Origin of the sequence: Candidatus Symbiobacter mobilis CR (genome assembly GCF_000477435.1) — a bacterium.
Classification (GTDB): domain Bacteria; phylum Pseudomonadota; class Gammaproteobacteria; order Burkholderiales; family Burkholderiaceae_C; genus Rhodoferax; species Rhodoferax mobilis.
The window spans coordinates 2307245-2325260 of the sequence record NC_022576.1 but is presented as its reverse complement, the minus strand read 5'-3'; the positions used below and the strand labels follow the sequence as shown (position 1 = coordinate 2325260).

Genomic DNA, 18016 nt, shown 5'->3' with positions numbered 1-18016 from the left:
GAAAGCGCCGGATTGGCGGCCGATTCGCGGCGTTGTAGCGGCGGTTTGGCGCGAAAATAGTCTATGGCCCAGGCGCTGATCGCGACTGTCATTGCTCCTGCCTCTTGCGCCAGCTTCGTCACCCTATCCCATCACGCACCCATTCCTTCCTCGCGCTTTCCTTCCTCATGCCCTACGTCAATCCCCAGTATCTGCACTTTGCCGACGCACTCCCCCTGCAATCCGGTGCGGTGCTGCGCGAGTACGACCTGTGCTTTGAAACCTACGGAACTCTCAACGCCGACCGTTCCAACGCCGTGCTGGTATGCCATGCGCTCAATGCCTCGCACCACGTTGCGGGCGAGTACGAGGGCCAGAGCAAAAGCCAGGGTTGGTGGGACAACATGGTCGGCCCCGGTAAGCCCATCGATACGAATGTCTTTTTCGTCATCGGCGTCAACAACCCAGGTTCCTGCTTCGGTTCGACAGGCCCGATGCACCCCAACCCCGATACCGGCAAGGTGTACGGGCCAGATTTCCCCGTCGTCACCGTCGAAGACTGGGTCGATGCGCAAGCGCGACTGCTCGACTCGCTGGGCATCGACACCCTCTCTGCCGTCGTCGGGGGCAGTCTGGGCGGGATGCAGGCGCTAAGCTGGACGCTCCAATATCCCCAGCGCGTTCGCCACGCTGTCGTCATTGCCAGCGCGCCGAACCTGACTGCGGAAAACATCGCTTTCAATGAAGTCGCACGCCGCGCCATCGTCACCGACCCCGACTTCCATGGCGGCAACTACTACGCACACGGCACCGTTCCCAAACGCGGCCTGCGCATCGCGCGGATGATCGGGCACATCACGTACCTGAGCGACGACGTGATGAATGAGCGCTTCGGCCGCCAGCTTCGCGACGCCATCGTCGCCAACGCCGCAGAACCGCCCCAACAGCGCCCGTACCGCTACAGCACGCAGGACATTGAGTTCCAGATCGAAAGCTATTTGCGCTACCAGGGCGACAAATTTGCCGAGTACTTCGACGCCAATACCTACCTGCTGATTACCCGAGTGCTCGACTACTTTGACCCGGCTTCGCGCTTCGGTGGCCATTTGACGGAGGCACTGCGCCGCGCCACTGCGCGTTTTCTCGTCGTGAGCTTTACCACGGACTGGCGTTTTTCGCCAAAGCGCAGCCGCGAGATCGTCAAGGCGCTGCTCGACAACAAGCGTGATGTCACCTATGCGGAAATCGACACGCCCCACGGGCACGATGCCTTCCTGCTCGACGATGCCCGGTACCACGGCGTCGTTCGCGCCTACTTCAGCAGGGTCGCCGCTACGCTGGGGCGATGACAGTGTCCCTCACCCCCCAGCCCCTCTCCCACTGGGCGAGGGGGGCTTGATGCCATAGACCTTGAACCCATGACCAGCTTTATCGACCCCACCCAACAAGCCATTGCCGAGTGGATTCCGCCAGGGTCCCGCGTGCTCGACCTCGGCTGCGGCGACGGCGCGATGCTTGCGCACCTGCAAGAAGCGCGGGGATGCAGCGGCTATGGCGTCGAAATCGCCGACGACAACGTGCTGGAATGCGTGCGCCGTGGCGTGCAGGTCATCCAGGCGAACCTTGATGAAGGGCTATCGATGTTCGAGGATGCCTCTTTCGACGTCGTCTTGCAGATCGATACCCTGCAACACCTGCGCAATGCGGAAGTCATGCTGCGCGAGACCGTGCGCGTCGGCAAGGTGGGCATCGTCGCGCACCCCAACTTCGGCCACTGGCCGAACCGCTGGAGCGTGCTGCGCGGGCGCATGCCAGTCACCCCCCGCTTACCTTATTCGTGGTACGACACGCCGAACATCCGCTTCGGCACGCACGCCGACCTCAGCATCCTCGCACGCCGGTGCGGGCTGCACATCCTCGATAGTTGCGGTATTCAGGATGGTCAGGTGGTGCGCCGGTTCCCCAATCTGCTTGCCAGCACATCGGTGTATCGGCTTTCGCGCTGAAGATGATCATTCTTCCCACGCTATACCCATGCAATATCCCCGCGTATTGACCATTGCCGGCTCTGATAGCGGAGGCGGCGCTGGCATTCAGGCCGACTTGAAAACTTTCGCTGCGCTGGGTTGCTATGGCATGTCCGCCATCACCGCGCTGACTGCGCAGAACACCTGCGAGGTGCGGTCGATTCATAGCGTTCCGCCGGAAATGCTGCGCGAACAAATCGACGCCGTTGTGCAAGACATTGGCGTCTGCGCGGTCAAGGTGGGCATGTTGCACTGTGCCGAGATCGTCCACACCGTGGCCCATGCCATCGACCGGTATGTGCTCCCCCATGTCGTGCTCGACCCCGTCATGGTCGCCACCAGCGGGGCGGTGCTGATCGACCAGCGTGCAGTCGAAACGCTCGTCCAACAACTTTTTCCACGCAGCGCCATCGTCACGCCGAATCTCGATGAGGCCGCGCTGCTCGTTGGCAAGCCACTCACCAGCCCCCAGGACATGGCCGAGGCTGCGCAAGCGTTGTTGGGCCGGGGCGCCCATGCTGTCTTGCTCAAAGGGGGACATCTACCGGGGCCGACTGTGACGGATTTGCTGCTCGTGCATGGGCAGGAACCCATCTGGATGGCAACGCCGCGCATCGATACCCCCAACACCCACGGTACAGGGTGTACGCTGTCCAGCGCCATTGCGGCGCATCTGGCATTGGGGGCTTCGCTCGTCGATGCGGTGCAGCGTGCGCACGACTTCGTCGCGCAGGCACTGCGCAGCGGGGCTGCCGTGCGCACGGGCCATGGCAACGGCCCGCTCAACCACGGTTTTGGCCCGGCGCCTATGCGCATCCTGCCGGACGACGCGCCTGCGTAGCCCGCATGGCCCGTACAGCCCACGTCGCGCCGATCGTCAGCGCCAGCGTGGGCAAGGTCGCTCCGTACTGCGGGGCCGCGTTCGCAATGGCGTGGTAGCAGGCCACGCCACCCAGCCATACCCCCGCAGCGCCCCAGTCCACTTTGCCGACCTTGCCCACCAAATCCACGGCCAGTTTGCCCACTGTGTCCAAGGCCAGCGTCGTGCGTTGCCAGCCCAAACTGCCCAAAATCACCCCGTACAGGGGAACGAATACCGAGCTGAGTAGTAGCAAAAAAGGCTCCAGCGCGTGCATCGGCAACACAAAAGCCAGTGCCACACACACCGCGCCCAGCCCCACCGCCCAACGGGACAGCGGCCAACGTGAAACAAGGCTGCTACCGCTGACGGCACACGAATACACATCGCCATAAGCGTTGTCGAGTTCGTCGATGAGGATCAGGCTCAGCGCCAGCAAGCCGCCTTGCGCAAGCAGCAGGGTATGGACGATTCCCGCGTCCGTCGCTGCAACGCTGGCAACGAGAAAGCCCAGCGCGTAACACCAGACATTGGCAATGGCGTAGCCCAGCCACGTTCCCCCCTGCGCGCCGCGAGCATGGATGCCGTGGCGGGCGTAGTCGGCCACCAAAGGCAGCCACGATGCGGGCATGGCTACGACCAGATCCATCGCGGAAAGCCATCCCATTTCTTGCGTTCCCGCACGGTGCCAGAAGGCGACGGGGTTGTCGATGCGCGCCGCGAACTGTGCGCTCAACCATAGCAGAGAAAGCACGACCAACGGCAATGCCACGTGGGAGACGACGCGACGAACCAGCTTCGTCATCGACCCCGCCAGCAATGCCACCAACACCAATCCCCACGGCAGCAAGGCGGCTGCATGGCCCCAGACCCCTTCAAGCCGAAACCCCAGTACCTGCGCAACGACGGCTTGTGTCCCATCGCGCATCACAACCAGCTCGAAGGTCGTCCACCCCACGAGTTGCACCATATTGAGGAGGATCGGCAAGCGGGCGAATCCACTGCCAAAGGTTGCCTGCATCAACCCCGCGCTGGATAGACCGTGCTGACAGGCGATGCGAGCCGTCCACCCCAACAGCCCCGCGCCGACGATAGACCCGACCACGATGGCCAGCGCAGCCCCCTGGGTTCCCATTGCCGGGACGAGGTACGCGCCGACCTGGACGACCAGCAACCCCACCCCGAGGCTGAACCACAGGGCGGTGTGATCCCACCAGCCGAAGACACGTTCGGGGGCGGGGGCAGACAACGAAGCGTTCGAGGAAGAAGCGGGCGCAGGCGCAGGACTGGAATGGAGCGCGGGCGCGAGGGCAGAAGCGGGAGTAGGAGTAGAAGCGGGAGCAGAAGTGGATGCCATGGCAGATGGAGCAGTTCCGCCATTTCCCGCTGGGGGGACGAAGGCACGCAATGCCCCCGAAAAACGGCTTCCCTGCGCGAGGATTACCTCAACAGGTTCAAAGGGACTATCTCAGCCCAACCCCGGCTCGCTGCTCTATGACAGCCAGCCCACAAGGTTCAGCACCCCCAGCGATGGGCAGTGTAGTGGGGCTTCCTTCCTCGCACAGGGGCGCTCCTACAATCTTTGGCATGTCTAGCCTAGCCGCACAGTTCCTTGATAGCGCCTCGGCGCAGCTTCTGGCCCCGGCGGGGCTGGATGAACCACAACTTTTCCGGGCGCTGGAGCTGATCCGCGCACACCGTGTCCAGGAGGCCGAGCTGTACTTGCAGTGCTCCCGCTCCCAAAGCTGGGGGCTGGAAGAAGGCATCGTCAAAACCGGGGCTTTTTCGATCGAACAAGGGCTGGGCGTGCGCGCAGTGAGTGGCGAAAAGACTGCCTACGCCTACTCTGACGACATCTCCGCCCCTTCCCTCTTCGACGCAGCACATGCCGTGCGTTCGATCGCCACGGTCGCGCAATCCCGGCGGGCGCGGGTGGGGGCACGCAAAACGCCACGGCTGCGCAAACCATCGCTGTACGCGGATATCGACCCCACCTCCAGCCCCGACAGCGCCACAAGGGTCGCCTTGCTCCACGACATCGACCGCATGGCGCGCGCCAAAGACCCTCGCGTCGTGCTCGTCATGGCCAGCGTCGCCGCCCAGCATGACACCGTGCTCATCGTCCGCGCAGACGGGCGCATGGTGGCCGATGTGCGGCCCCTGGTGCGCTTGCATGTCAAAGTCATCGCCGAACAAAACGGACGCCGGGAAACCGGTTCCTCGGGCGGCGGCGGGCGCACGGGCTTGTCCGTGTTCGACGCGGAATGGGTAGAGCGTTGCGTCGATGACGCCGTGTCCGAAGCGCTCACCAACCTGGAAGCCCGCCCCGCCCCTGCCGGGGAAATGACGGTGGTACTGGGGGCGGGCTGGCCCGGCATCCTGTTGCACGAGGCCGTGGGGCATGGCTTGGAGGCCGACTTCAACCGCAAAGGCTCCAGCGCCTTCAGCGGTCTGGTGGGCCAGCGTGTCGCTGCCCCAGGCGTCACCGTCGTCGACGACGGCACCTTGCCCCTGCGGCGGGGTTCTCTCAATATCGACGACGAAGGCAATGCCACGCAAAGCACCGTGCTCATCGAAGACGGCATTCTGCGCGGCTACCTGCATGACGCGATGAATGCCCGGCTGATGCGCCTGCGCACGACGGGCAACGGACGACGCGAAAGCTACGCCTGCGCACCGATTCCCCGGATGACCAACACCTTTCTGCGTGCAGGAACGCTGCCCCCGGAAGAAGTGCTGGCCAGCGTGCGCCAGGGGTTGTACGCCACCCACTTCAGCGGCGGGCAGGTCGATATCACCTCGGGCAAGTTCGTGTTTTCCACCAGCCGTGCGTACTGGGTCGAGAACGGCAAGGTGCAATATCCGGTCAAAGGGGCCACGCTGATTGGCAGCGGGCCGGAATGTTTGCAGCGCGTCACGATGATCGCTTCGGACATGCAGTTCGACACCGGCGTTGGCACCTGCGGCAAGGAAGGGCAAAGCGTTCCCGTCGGCGTGGGGCAGCCCACGCTGCGCATCGAAGGGCTGACTGTGGGTGGCACGGCGTAGCAGGCCCCGAGCGTTCTTGGGGCTAATCTGTACAGGAATTCCCCACGTGCGTAATTGCTTTCCTATCGCTTTGCTTTCCTATCGCTTTCTCGTCATGTCCGCCAACGACTTTACCCATCCCATCGACAAAGCACAGCGAGTGCAAGCAGCCATCGAGTCGCACTTTGCCTGGTTTGATCGCATCAAACAAACGATTACCAGTGGGACCAGCGAGTTCACGCCTGCCGAAGTCGCAGTGACCGAAACATGCGACCTGGGGCACTGGTTGCAGGAGAGCTTTCGCTCCTACTGTCCTGACCCCGCCGTCATGGCAGCCATTGAGCGCGTACACCACGAATTCCACTTGCGTGCATCCGCCGCGCTCGACATCGCGCTGCGCGGCGATAACAGCACGGCTTGCCGGGCCATTGCTTTGGGGTCGGAGCTGTCCAACCTATCCGGCAAGCTGGTCGTGCTGCTGCGCAGCATGTAGCACAAAGGCCGCGTTTCTTCTTTCTTCCAGCAAAGCTGCATCGCGACTGCCGTCGCTCCCCCTGCCTATTCCTCGGCTTGTCGGCACGCGGCGCGCAATTGGTCACGGGTATGGGTGGCCTCCCGCCGGGCTGCTGCGGCAAAGTCCTCTTCCGCGCTGGCGTAGAGGATGGCGCGGGACGAGTTCACGATGATTGGCGCGGGTTTCACGGATCCGGCGGATCCGGCCGAACCATCCTTCGCTCCCCGCCACCCCGCCAGCACTGTGGCGCGCACGTCGCCCCCCTGCGCGCCGATACCGGGGATCAGCAACGGCAGCGTGGGGGCCAATGCACGCACCCTTGCGATTTCCGCCGGGTAGGTTGCGCCGACGACCAGCCCAAGCTGCCCGTTGCGGTTCCACGCGCCTTGCGCCAACTGGGCGATGCGCTCGTACAGCGTGGGTTCCCCCGCCACCCCAGCAAGCCGCTGCGTTTGAAAGTCCTCCCCCCCCGGGTTGGAGGTGCGGCACAGCAAAAAGGCTCCCTTGTCGTGCCGACGGAGATAGGGTTCCACCGAATCGAAACCCATAAATGGCGACAACGTCACCGCATCGGCGCCATAGCGTTCAAAAGCCTCGACGGCATAACGCTCCGCAGTGCTGCCGATATCCCCCCGCTTGGCATCAAGGATGACTGGAATGTCTGGCGCAACGTCGCGAATATGGGCAATCAATCGCTCCAATTGCTGCTCTGCGCGGTAGGCCGAGAAATACGCAATCTGCGGCTTGAAGGCCAGCACCAGGTCTGCGGTGGCATCGACGATGGCCGCGCAGAACGCAAAGATCTGCTGGACATCCCCACGCCACCGATGCGGAAAGCGCTCCGGGTCTGGATCCAGCCCCACGCACAGCAGGGAATCATGGTCGCGCTGGGCGCGTTGCAGTCGTTCGAGAAAGGTCATGATCGCTCCCACCCCGTTCTACTGCGCCGCCGACGCAGGCGCCCGACGAATTCCCGCTCGCTCTTCGGCTTCCCGAACCTGGCGGAGCATTTCTTCCATACTCAACGGCGCGGAGCTGGGGACGAGCAGAAAGTGGGGGACGGGCGGGGGGGCAAAAGGGTCTGCGGCGTGGGGGGCGGCTGGAGCGGATGCAGAGGAACTAGCCGCTACGGCGGATGTAGCGGATGTGGCCGAAATGGCAGCAGTGGCCGATGCAGCGGTAGCAGCAGACGCCGCCGGGGAGATTGCAGCGGCCTCCCGCGCCACAGCGATCGACACAGTGCAAAACACCCCGCATAGCGCGGCCAGGGCCAAGGTTTTCCGTAGATTGGGCATCGTTCACACTCCTTTGATTTCCATACCAGTCTCCCTATTGCCCCCAATGCACTGCGGGGACATGCATCCTACTAAGAACCTTGTAGTATCTTGAACCTAGATAGTCCATGAGGCGCACCTTCGGTGCTGTTTGCGTGCAGACGGTGCGTAGGCCCCCCATGCATGGCACCGGCCCCCTCCCCCACCCCCATCCTGACAAACTGCATTCCCTTGGCGTTCCCTGGACTACGAGTCATGCGGCACCCGCCCCTTCCACCCATGCGATGCCTTCCCCACCGACGCACCGGCTTCACCCTGGTGGAAATGCTCGTTGTCGTCGTGATCGTCGGCGTGCTGGCCAGTGCTGCGATGCCTTTCGTGCAGTGGGGGGAGCATCGCGTCAAGGAACGCGCATTGCGCCAGGCGCTGCGCGATATCCGCTCGGCCATTGATACCTACCGCAAAGCCTATGACGATGGCCGCATCGCCCGCCGTGTCGATGCCACCGGCTACCCCCCCGATTTGGCCGCGCTGACCGATGGCGTTCCCGGCGCCAAAAGCCCCGAGGAACGCAAGCTCTACTTTTTGCGGCGCCTGCCGCGTGACCCCTTTGCCGACCCGGACACCCCCATGGAAGACATGTGGGGCCTGCGCAGCTATGCATCCCCCCCCGACGACCCCCAGCCCGGCGACGACGTGTACGACGTCTATTCGCTGCATCCCGGCGTGGGCAGCAATGGCGTGCCGTACCGTGACTGGTAGCCGCTGGGGCGCCATGGCACGCGGGTTCACCCTGATTGAGCTGCTGGTGGTGATGGTGATCATCGCCACGCTGCTATCGATCGCCGCGCCCCGGTATCTGCGTGGCGTGGACGACGCACGCGAGTCTGCGCTCAAAGCCAACCTCTCGACCCTGCGCGAGGCCATCGACCAGTACCACGCCGACCACGGCAAATACCCGCAAGCGCTGACCGACCTCGTAGACAAAAACTACCTGCGTTCGGTACCCGTCGACCCCCTCACCGAAAGCGACCAGACCTGGCAGACCGTGCCCCCTGCTGACGATGCAGAAGCTGCCAGCGTCTATGACGTGCATAGCGGCGCTGTGGGGCTGTCCCGCTTGGGCGAACCGTATGCCAATTGGTAAAAGCTGGGCGCGTTGTGCTCGGCAGGGCTGGGGCGCCCAACAAGGCAGTGGCCAACGTGGCTTTGGGTATGTCGGCCTGTTGCTGGCCGTCGCGTTTTTTGGGCTGGCCTCGGTCGGTGCAGCGCGGATGATGGCTGCGAGCGAGCGCGCGCAACAGGAGGCCGATTTGCTGTTCATCGGCCACCAGTTCCGCGCTGCCCTGCGCAGTTATGTGGCCAGTGGCTCCGGCGGGTACCCCGCGACGCTTGAAGACCTGCTCCTCGACCGCCGCTTTCCCACCGTACGCAGGCACCTGCGGCGCATCTATGTGGACCCCCTGCGCGGCGTGGCCGAGTGGGGGACGATCCCCGCCCCAGAAGGCGGAATCATGGGCATCTACAGCCTGAGCGAGCGCCCCCCCCGCAAAACCGCCGGGTTCGACCCCGAGGATGCCGACATCGCCATCACCGCACGCATGCCGCGCAGTGACGACGCCCCCCCGCTCACGTACCGCGACTGGCACTTCGTGTACCGGCCCGGTATGCCGGATTCTTCTTCCTCCATCGCCGCGCCACCGTAGCCCTAACCACTACCAAGCCCCCATGCATACCTCCCCATCGCTACTACGCACCCCCCTGTACGACCTGCACCAATCCCTGGGCGCACGGATGGTTCCCTTCGCCGGGTACGAGATGCCCGTGCAGTATCCGCAAGGGTTGTTGCAGGAACACCTGCACACCCGCAACGCTGCGGGGTGGTTCGATGTCTCACACATGGGGCAGATTCGGGTTACCGGGCCGCACGCTGCTGCGGCGCTGGAGCGCGCCCTCCCCTGCGATGCCCTCGACCTTCGGATAGGGCAACAACGCTACAGCCTGCTGCTGAACGAACAAGGCGGAATCCTCGACGACCTGATGCTCATCCGCCGTACGTACGACTTTCTGCTGATCGTCAACGCCGCGCACAAGCACGACGATCTTGCGCGTCTCCAACACCTTATCGGCAACGACTGCGCGCTGTGCCCCTTGCCCGACCACGCCCTGCTGGCGCTGCAAGGGCCGCAAGCCGTGGGGGTGCTATCCAAGCTGGCCCCGGGGGTCGAGAAACTGGTGTTTCTGACCGGCGGGTGCTGCACCATCCACGCTGCGGGGCGAACGATGAAAGTGTTTCTGACACGAAGCGGCTATACCGGCGAGGATGGATTCGAGCTGTCCGTCCCCGCCGACGACGCTACTGCGCTGGCACAAGCGCTGCTAGAGGATCCTTCAGTGCGGCCCGTGGGGTTGGGTGCGCGCAATTCGCTGCGGCTGGAAGCAGGGCTAGTGCTGCACGGCAACGATATCGACGCGACGACGACACCCGTCGAAGCCAACCTGTACTGGGCCATCTCCCCGGTTCGTCGCCCAGGCGGCGCGCGCGCCGGGGGCTTTCCCGGAGCGGAAGCCATCGAGGAACGCCGCACTGCCACTGCCACTGCCACTGCCACCACCACGATACGCCAGCGGATCGGGCTTATTGCGATGGAACGCACCCCGGTGCGGGAACCAGCCCCGCTGTATCAGCCAGATGGAGTGGCTGGGCAGCCATCGACTGGGAACACGGTTGCGTATCAGATGGAGCCTCCAGTGGGCCACAAGGGAGAGGATCACTTTTTGCAACAACGTGGCCAACCCAGTACCCAGCAAATAGGCCACGTGTGCAGCGGGCTGTTTTCCCCCACGCTAGGCCAGCCCATCGCCATGGGCTACGTGCCCCATGCCCTCGCCGCTGTGGGGACGCGCCTACACGCCATGGTGCGAGGCAAGCCCGTTGCAATGGAAGTCTGCAAACTGCCTTTCGTCCCCCATCGGTACGTGCGCCGCTGCTGATCTGGGTACCCGGTAGGGCGATATGGAATGGTGCATGGCAACCATCGCGACTTCCATCGCTCCTATAACACGTAACCAACGCAGGGCCTTGGGGTGCTACGCATCACCGTGAGCCGAACCCGAAAGCGCATGGTTTTTTTGGGATCATTGGCGCTACGCTGATCACGCATCGAGCAGGGTTTCCACATACCAAGGGGAAGCAAATAGGACAATCATTATGCAGCATGAGTTCTTACAAAACCTGATCACTGCTTCCCCCTTTGGGTTTGCGCACCATGCCATCATTCTGGATGAACAGAATAATCCAGTTGACTACCGCTTCCTCGAAGTGAATCGAGCCTTTGAGCAACTGACCGGGCTGGTGGCGCAGAAGATTCTTCACAAAACGGTACGCGACGCGATTCCTGGAATAGAGAAATCCACATTTGACTGGATCCGGTTTTACGGCAATATCGCTTTGAATAATGGCAATGAAACATTCGAGCAATATTCCGAAGCATTAGGGTCATGGTACAAAGTGCATGCGTATTCCCACGAGTACGGTTACTTCACAACAGTTTTCATCGATATCACCGAAAGCAAACGGCAATCCGAAGAATTGGAAGAGTTTTTTTCTGTCAATCTTGACCTGTTGTGCATAGCCGACTTGCAAGGGCACTTCATCAAAACCAATGAAGCCTGGACGCATACCCTTGGTTACTCCACAGCAGAATTACACCGCAATACATTTCTGGATTTTGTGCATCCTGACGACAAGGATGCAACGCTGCATGCGATGGGGAGACTGGAATCCGGTGAAGAAATTCTGCATTTCACCAATCGCTTGCAATGCAAGGATAGGACATACCGGTACATTGAATGGCATGCCCGTCCCAATAGGACACTCATGTATGCCTCCGCACGGGACATCACTGCACACATCTTGGCGCAAGAAAAAATTCAACATCAACTGCGTTTGGAGCGTTTGACAGCCGAGGCATCCGTATTATTTACGGCAGTCAAAGACCATACAGCTTTGGATCATGCCATCCATACAGCCTTGCATCTGCTTGGCACCTACTTCAAAGCGGATCGGAGTTATCTATTCCAGTTTTCTGACGACCTGACCATCATGAGAAATACCCATGAATGGTATTCTTCAGATACTGATCCACAGAAGATTACATTCCCAAATCAACCGGTAGAGTTACTGCCATGGTGGGCACAGCGCATTACATCGGAACCATTTGTTCATATCCCTAGCGTTACTGATCTGCCACCTGAGGCCCATGCTGAAAAAACAGAATTTATCGCACAAGGCATACAATCTCATCTTTCCATCCCCCTTGCAGGCGCTGACAACAAGCTTGTAGGGTTTTTTGGTTTTGATTTGATGCAGAAAACGTGTTGCTGGTTGGAAGAAGATATTTCTATGCTGAAGGTGATTGGTGGAATCATCGGCAATTCCATTCATCGCTTGCAAGCAGAGGAAGAACTGGAAGACAGGGACGAGAAACTGCGCTTGATAACCCACAATATGAGCGAGGTATTTTGGCTCCGCAGTGCGGACAATACCAAAATGCTATACATCAACCCTGCATACGAAAAAGTGTGGGGGCGAAGCTGTGAAAGCCTCTACAAAAATCCCGCATCCTTCATGGAAGCAATTTATAAAGAAGACCAAGCTCCTGTTGCCAGAGCATACGAAAAATTTCTGGATGCCGATTTTTTCAATATGGACTATCGGATTTTGCGCCCTGACGGCAAAATCTGCTGGATTCATGGTAAGTCTTTTCCCGTGCGCAATGCATCTGGACGCATTATTCATTACACTGGAATCGCCACAGATATTACCGAGCGCAAACTCGCAGAAGGTCAACTCAAGGCAAGCGAGGCCAATTTCCGCGCCTTCTTCGAATCCATGCAAGATATGCTCGTGGTGGGAACGCCGGATGGCCAAGTGCTGTACGCCAACGAGGCCACGATCCAAAAACTCGGCTACAGCTTGGAAGAACTCCATCATCGCGGCATACTCGGAATGCATCCTCAAGAAAAAATAGAGGAAGCGAAGGAAATATTTGCAGCCATGTTCCGGGGGGAACGAAATGCTTGTCCTTTGCCACTTCAGCGCAAAGAAGGCTCGCTGGTTCCTGTAGAAACCCGCGTCTCGTTTGGAAAATGGAATGGAGAAGATTGCATTTTTGGTATATGCAAAGATCTTTCCAAAGAACAGGATGCTTTGCAGCGATTCGAACGGCTTTTCCGCAATAATCCTGCGCTGATGGCATTGTCCAACATGCCTGATCGGCAACTGATCGATGTGAATGATGCCTACATCAGGACTATCGGATACGAAAGAAGCGAATTGATCGGCAAAAGCGGCGATGAACTGGGTTTATTCCATGATGTAAATCAAAAAAAGGCCATCGCAGAGCTGCTGGCACGTCAAGGCCGCATCAAGGATTTCGAATTGTCCGTTCGTTGCAAAGACGGTTCGGTTCGGCATGGCTTATTTTCAGGTGAAATTCTGGAAACCCAGGGACAAAAATATTTCCTCACCGTGATGGTCGATATCACTGACCGCAGGAGGGCAGAAGAAGCACTGAAGCACGAAAAAGAGCTTTTCAGTGCAGGGCCGGTTTTTACCATCGAGTGGGGATATTCCGAGCATTGGCCAGTGCGAACCGTCTCGTCCAATGTCGAGCAGATTCTTGGCTACAGTCCTGCGGAAATGGTCTCTGTCGAGTTTCGATACGTAGACCTGATTTATCCAGAAGACTGCGAACGCATCGCACGGGAGGTTGCACAGCATATCGAGAACCATCTCGACACCTTTGAACAGTCATACCGCCTGAAAACAAAAGGTGGCGAGTACCGCTGGTTCTACGATTTCACCATGCTGGTTCGCAATGAACAGGGCATTCTGCACAGCATACGCGGTTATCTATACGACCAAAGCATCCAAAAAACGGCAGAGCTACAGCTCGCTGAGGAACGCACGCGTCTGGCCGGCATCATTGAGGGAACCCATGTGGGAACCTGGGAATGGAATGTCCAGACCGGCGAAACCATATTCAACGAACGCTGGGCCGAAATCATCGGCTATACGCTGGAAGAGATATCTCCAGTTTCCATCGGTACCTGGATGAAATTCTCCCATCCCGACGATCTGAGGCAAAGCTGCGAAATGCTAGAAAAGCATTTCCATGGGGAACTGGATTACTATGAATTCGAATCCCGGATGTTGCACAAGAACGGAGAATGGGTATGGGTGCTGGATCGTGGCCAGGTAGCTACCCGAACTGCCGACGGAAAACCAATGTGGATGCTTGGTACGCACATGGACATTACCGAACGCAAGCGAGCGGAAACGCTGATTCTGTCGCAGTCTGCATTGCAACAAACACTGATGGATATTTCCAATGCATTCATCAATGTTCCGCTGGAACAGACAGAGTCCGCCATCAATGAATCGCTTGCCCGTCTAGGTCGGTTTGCCAACACAGATCGTACCTATGTGTTTTCCTACGATTTTGCAGCGCAAATCTGCAAAAACACCCATGAATGGTGCCGGGAGGGCATTGCGCCGCAAATCGGGGAGCTTCAGGCAGTACCTCTGGATGCGATTCCAGACTGGGTCGCGCACCACCGCAACGGGGAAGTGATGTATATCCCCGAAGTTGCGGCCCTGGCGCCCGACAGCGGATTACGGAAAATCCTGGAATCGCAGGGTATTCAGAGCGTCATGGCCTTGCCATTGATGGACGGCTGCCAGTGCATCGGCTTCATCGGCTTCGATGCCGTGCAGAATCTGCACCAATTTTCCGAAAAAGAGCAGGCACTCCTTCAGCTTTTCGCTCTGATGCTGGTGAATTTGTTCCATCGCATCAAGATTCATGATGAACTCATCAAGGCAGTTGCCTCCGCGCAAGCTGCCAACAGGGCCAAATCGGAATTTCTGGCCACCATGAGCCACGAGATTCGTACACCGTTGAATGGGATGCTGGGCATTGCCCAATTATTATTGAAACCAGATATTCAACCCGAGCAATACACCCGGTATACACGTACGATTTTGGACTCCGGCAACACCTTGTTGATTTTGCTCAATGACATTTTGGATCTTTCCAAAGTCGAAGCCGGTGAGTTGAAAATTGCAGCCAAACCTTTTGTTGTCGACTCTATACTTGACAATACGCAATCGATCTTTCAAGATTTGGCAGACTCCAAAGGAATCTTACTAAAGTGTATAAAAACTGGCAATCCACAAATCTTCGTGGGCGATGCATATCGGTTAAGGCAGATGCTTTCCAACCTAGTCAGCAATGCAATCAAATTCACCGAAAAAGGGAATATCTGCATTGAAGCCAAAATCGTTGCCATACACGGCATGGAAGCAACGTTGGAGTTTTCCGTCACTGACACCGGAATCGGTATCGCACCAGATTCCTTGCATCTGCTGTTCAAACCATTTTCTCAAATTGACAGCTCTACCACGCGCAGATTTACTGGCACGGGGCTTGGTTTGTCGATCGTTCGTCGTCTGGCCGAAATGATGCAGGGTAGCGCGTTTGTATCCAGCAAAGTCGGCGAAGGGTCAAGGTTCTGGTTTCAAGTCAGCGTCGGCCTCGGCAGCGAGGACACTGCATTGCCCACAACGACCAAGCCCCACCACACAGAACAACCTATAGTCTTGGCCGGACATGTGCTGGTCGTGGAAGACAATATAGTCAATTGCCTGGTGATCGAAGACATGCTGGACAGATTGGGCTTACAGCGCACAACAACTCATGATGGCCAAGAAGCCATGAATTCCATCATGCAAAACCATTTTGACCTGGTTCTTATGGATATCCAGATGCCGGTAATGAGCGGCTATGAAGCCACGGTACATCTGCGTCAATGGGAACAATCGACAGGTCGGGAGAGAATGCCTGTGATTGCGCTAACTGCCAATGTATTCGACGAAGACCGTGAACAATGCATGACTGTCGGCATGGACGATTTCCTAACGAAACCCGTTTCCTTGGAAATACTCGCGGCCAAGTTACGCCAGTGGTTAGGTTCGTAGCCGGGTTCCTGCTGCGGTGAAGGTGGGTCGAAAGACGTATCTCCAACTGGCCCCGGGCAATGGCGTTGTCGATGTCGATCTGCCCTTCCACCATGGCGCGCTGCCCTGCAGCACGGAAAAGTATGGCCCATAACCATCTTTTCAGTGACGATTCGATAATTTCTTGATCTTTCACAGGTCGTCCGATTTATGAACAACGAAGTGCTCGACAAAAAGAAATACTAAAGCCAGTGCTGTGATAAACATCTCTAGCATTCCCAATGCAAATTCGGAATATGGAAGACGGTATTCGAGCACGATCAAACTTTCCCCGCGCCCAACAGTTATTCCGATCAAATTTCTTTCCGAACGCTCAATCTGCGTAGATTTGCCATTGATCTCGGCCGAGAAACGTGGGTGATACGACAGACCCAAGAATAGCAGATTTTTTTCTAACTCACTATGAACGACCCAAGCATAGCGATGGCGAGAATGGAAGAAACTGGAAACCCGAACATTTCCGATCATTCGACTGAACGTGGCATTACGATACGAAAAAAGATGAAAATGTCCTTCAGACATCACTTCCATCAGGCAAGAAGCCTGCGCAAAACGACTGAGCGCGGGTGGACTCCATGCAAGAATATGCGTTGCACCAGTGCGTTCAAATAGGGTACATATTTCAGATTCTGAAGCATGGTTCAGGCGTGCAATGTCATCATCAAAGTTCAATCGCGATGATTCCACTTGATGGCCCTGAACGAGCGTGCGCTGGCTGAAAACGGCAAGACTGGATGCCAGGTAAACGAACGGCGCATCATGCCCATTGTCCCCGTTCAGTTGGTAAAGAATCACACTTTCTTGCGGTGTTTCCAACCGTATCCGATCCGCAATTCGTAGATAAGAATCCCCCTGAGGGGCTTGCAAAGAAGAAGAAACACGGATTGTGTCGCTCTCCTCGTAAGACTTGGACATTGCACTGATGACCAGAGCGGATACCAACCCCACCAGACCCCATCGAGAGACTTTCCGTGAAGTAGAAGGCATCGTTCCACTGCTCTGCCACAATTGGAATAGAGCAACACTTGCCAAAACCATCGCCACAACACCTGCAAAGCCAAAAGCACGGTGTCTGAATACGGAATTGAATATATCCAACATTCCTCCGAACCGCACGAAACCTGTGCCCAGGAACAAGAGCAAGGCACAAACCACTACCAGTGCGAGAGTACGGTGTCGAAAGCGTTCCAGCAGCAATGCGGCAATAATAATCACCACTACAGATGCGTTGACAAAACCAGTCGAGAATATGCTGCCCGACATTGACTGCTGTAGGAGATCAATATCTCCCCAACCGGTGCGTGCGCCTTGCTCGCCCCAATAACGCACAATTCGAAAAGCGAGGCTTCCAAGACAAACCACCGCTGGAAATCCCACTGCGGCCATTTTGACCCAATCTTCTCGTGCATACTGGCAGCGATATGGTCTTACCGAAGTGAAGTAAAACCACGGCAGGAGTATCGCCAATGTCAAGAATGTAACAGCCAAAGTGATGATGTGTGCCTGAACTATCAACAAAAAGATGCACAGTACTTTCATACCTAATCGCCACCCCCCCTTGTCGCGCCACTGTAGGAAGAACGTCAAAAAATACAGATAAAGCCCCATCCCAAGAGTCTGGTTGATCAACCCGATCTGAAAATGCCCCTGGATGCCTGCTCCAGAAAACACGGAGACCGATACAACCAATACCGCAGCTACGAGCGAAAACAGGACGGACCCCGAAAGGGTGAATGACAGCGCGTAGGCACCACAGATAGGCAAATAGAAAACGCCCACCAGTAGCAGTTTGTAAATATCAATGTCAGCGATCAATGGTGTGAAAAGTGCCTTGCTTGCTGAAAAGACAAGGTAAAACAAATCTGGATAATATGCGTATGGCGAAAATCCCAGATACCACTGGTGCAACAGCCCGTCCCGGAAACCGGTTTCTTGCAGGAGCGAATACTTCTCTACTGATAAATAGTAGTGCGTTCCCAAATCGAGGCCAGTCGGCCAACCTGGTAGAAAAAACCCTCTAAACATCACCATCGCTGAAACCAGGATGAGCAGTAGGAATATTGGACCCCTTGATATCATCACATCCACCACAAATAGGAAACTTCCAGATTCATTGCTGTTCTAGCGATTGCTGTATCCATCTCGAAAAAACTCATACACCGTGAGTGCGTCGGCATGGAAAAATTGAAATAGTGGTGCGGGTTCGATCCGTGCGTGAAGTAATTCCAGCACATCACTCCGGCGCGGCGATGG

Annotated in this window: 14 protein-coding genes; 10 read left to right on the top strand and 4 right to left on the bottom strand. The window is 57.8% G+C overall.

From position 1 onward, the window contains the following. The first annotated feature begins 167 nt into the window (after positions 1-167). From metX to thiD, 3 genes are all read left to right on the top strand, one after another. The gene (gene metX / locus CENROD_RS09510; protein WP_022775265.1) at positions 168-1328 is read left to right on the top strand and encodes a homoserine O-succinyltransferase MetX; all 1161 of its coding nucleotides are present in this window, start codon (positions 168-170) and stop codon (positions 1326-1328) included. 69 nt (positions 1329-1397) lie between these two features. After that, positions 1398-1985, top strand: coding sequence for a methionine biosynthesis protein MetW (metW, locus tag CENROD_RS09505; RefSeq protein WP_022775261.1), 588 nt, complete (start codon positions 1398-1400; stop codon positions 1983-1985). A gap of 28 nt (positions 1986-2013) precedes the next feature. Continuing rightward, entirely contained in the window at positions 2014-2847 is an 834-nt protein-coding gene (gene thiD / locus CENROD_RS09500) for a bifunctional hydroxymethylpyrimidine kinase/phosphomethylpyrimidine kinase (protein ID WP_022775258.1), read from the top strand. On the opposite strand, the gene CENROD_RS09495 is transcribed toward thiD, so the two are convergent. Continuing rightward, positions 2813-4222, bottom strand: coding sequence for a purine-cytosine permease family protein (locus CENROD_RS09495; protein WP_151194613.1), 1410 nt, complete (start codon positions 4220-4222; stop codon positions 2813-2815). The two genes, thiD and CENROD_RS09495, sit on opposite strands and share 35 nt — an antisense overlap. Positions 4223-4452: 230 nt before the next feature. Here CENROD_RS09495 and tldD point away from each other — a divergent pair, with 230 nt between their 5' ends. Beyond that, positions 4453-5913: a metalloprotease TldD gene (gene tldD, locus CENROD_RS09490; protein WP_041193495.1), complete on the top strand. Its 1461-nt coding sequence runs from the start codon at positions 4453-4455 to the stop codon at positions 5911-5913. A 94-nt stretch (positions 5914-6007) separates the two neighbouring features. Further along, entirely contained in the window at positions 6008-6385 is a 378-nt protein-coding gene (locus tag CENROD_RS09485) for a CZB domain-containing protein (RefSeq protein ID WP_041193493.1), read from the top strand. Between the two features lie 65 nt (positions 6386-6450). Here the strand turns inward: CENROD_RS09485 and pyrF are convergent, their stop codons facing one another. Continuing rightward, entirely contained in the window at positions 6451-7326 is an 876-nt protein-coding gene (pyrF, locus tag CENROD_RS09480) for an orotidine-5'-phosphate decarboxylase (protein WP_022775244.1), read from the bottom strand. Positions 7327-7344: 18 nt separating this feature from the next. Next, complete coding sequence (locus CENROD_RS13945) at positions 7345-7701, bottom strand: hypothetical protein (protein WP_022775240.1); 357 nt, start codon at positions 7699-7701, stop codon at positions 7345-7347. Between the two features lie 258 nt (positions 7702-7959). Here CENROD_RS13945 and CENROD_RS09470 point away from each other — a divergent pair, with 258 nt between their 5' ends. The 5 genes from CENROD_RS09470 (at position 7960) to CENROD_RS12620 (ending at position 15724) form a co-directional block, all read left to right on the top strand. Next, positions 7960-8442, top strand: a complete 483-nt coding sequence (locus CENROD_RS09470; RefSeq protein ID WP_041194558.1) for a type II secretion system protein — start codon at positions 7960-7962, stop codon at positions 8440-8442. A 13-nt stretch (positions 8443-8455) separates the two neighbouring features. Further along, entirely contained in the window at positions 8456-8827 is a 372-nt protein-coding gene (locus tag CENROD_RS09465; RefSeq protein ID WP_022775232.1) for a type II secretion system protein, read from the top strand. Next, positions 8814-9386, top strand: coding sequence for a type II secretion system protein (locus CENROD_RS09460; protein ID WP_022775228.1), 573 nt, complete (start codon positions 8814-8816; stop codon positions 9384-9386). Before CENROD_RS09465 ends, CENROD_RS09460 begins: the two co-directional genes overlap by 14 nt. A gap of 22 nt (positions 9387-9408) precedes the next feature. After that, positions 9409-10674 carry a glycine cleavage system aminomethyltransferase GcvT gene (gene gcvT, locus CENROD_RS09455; protein WP_022775224.1) on the top strand — a complete coding sequence of 422 codons (1266 nt, stop codon included), beginning with the start codon at positions 9409-9411 and terminating at the stop codon, positions 10672-10674. Between the two features lie 217 nt (positions 10675-10891). After that, positions 10892-15724 (top strand): PAS domain S-box protein, encoded by a 4833-nt coding sequence (locus CENROD_RS12620; protein ID WP_022775220.1) that lies wholly within the window; start codon positions 10892-10894, stop codon positions 15722-15724. Positions 15725-15895: 171 nt separating this feature from the next. On the opposite strand, the gene CENROD_RS09445 is transcribed toward CENROD_RS12620, so the two are convergent. Then, positions 15896-17794 carry a hypothetical protein gene (locus CENROD_RS09445; protein ID WP_022775216.1) on the bottom strand — a complete coding sequence of 633 codons (1899 nt, stop codon included), beginning with the start codon at positions 17792-17794 and terminating at the stop codon, positions 15896-15898. Positions 17795-18016: the final 222 nt, after the last annotated feature.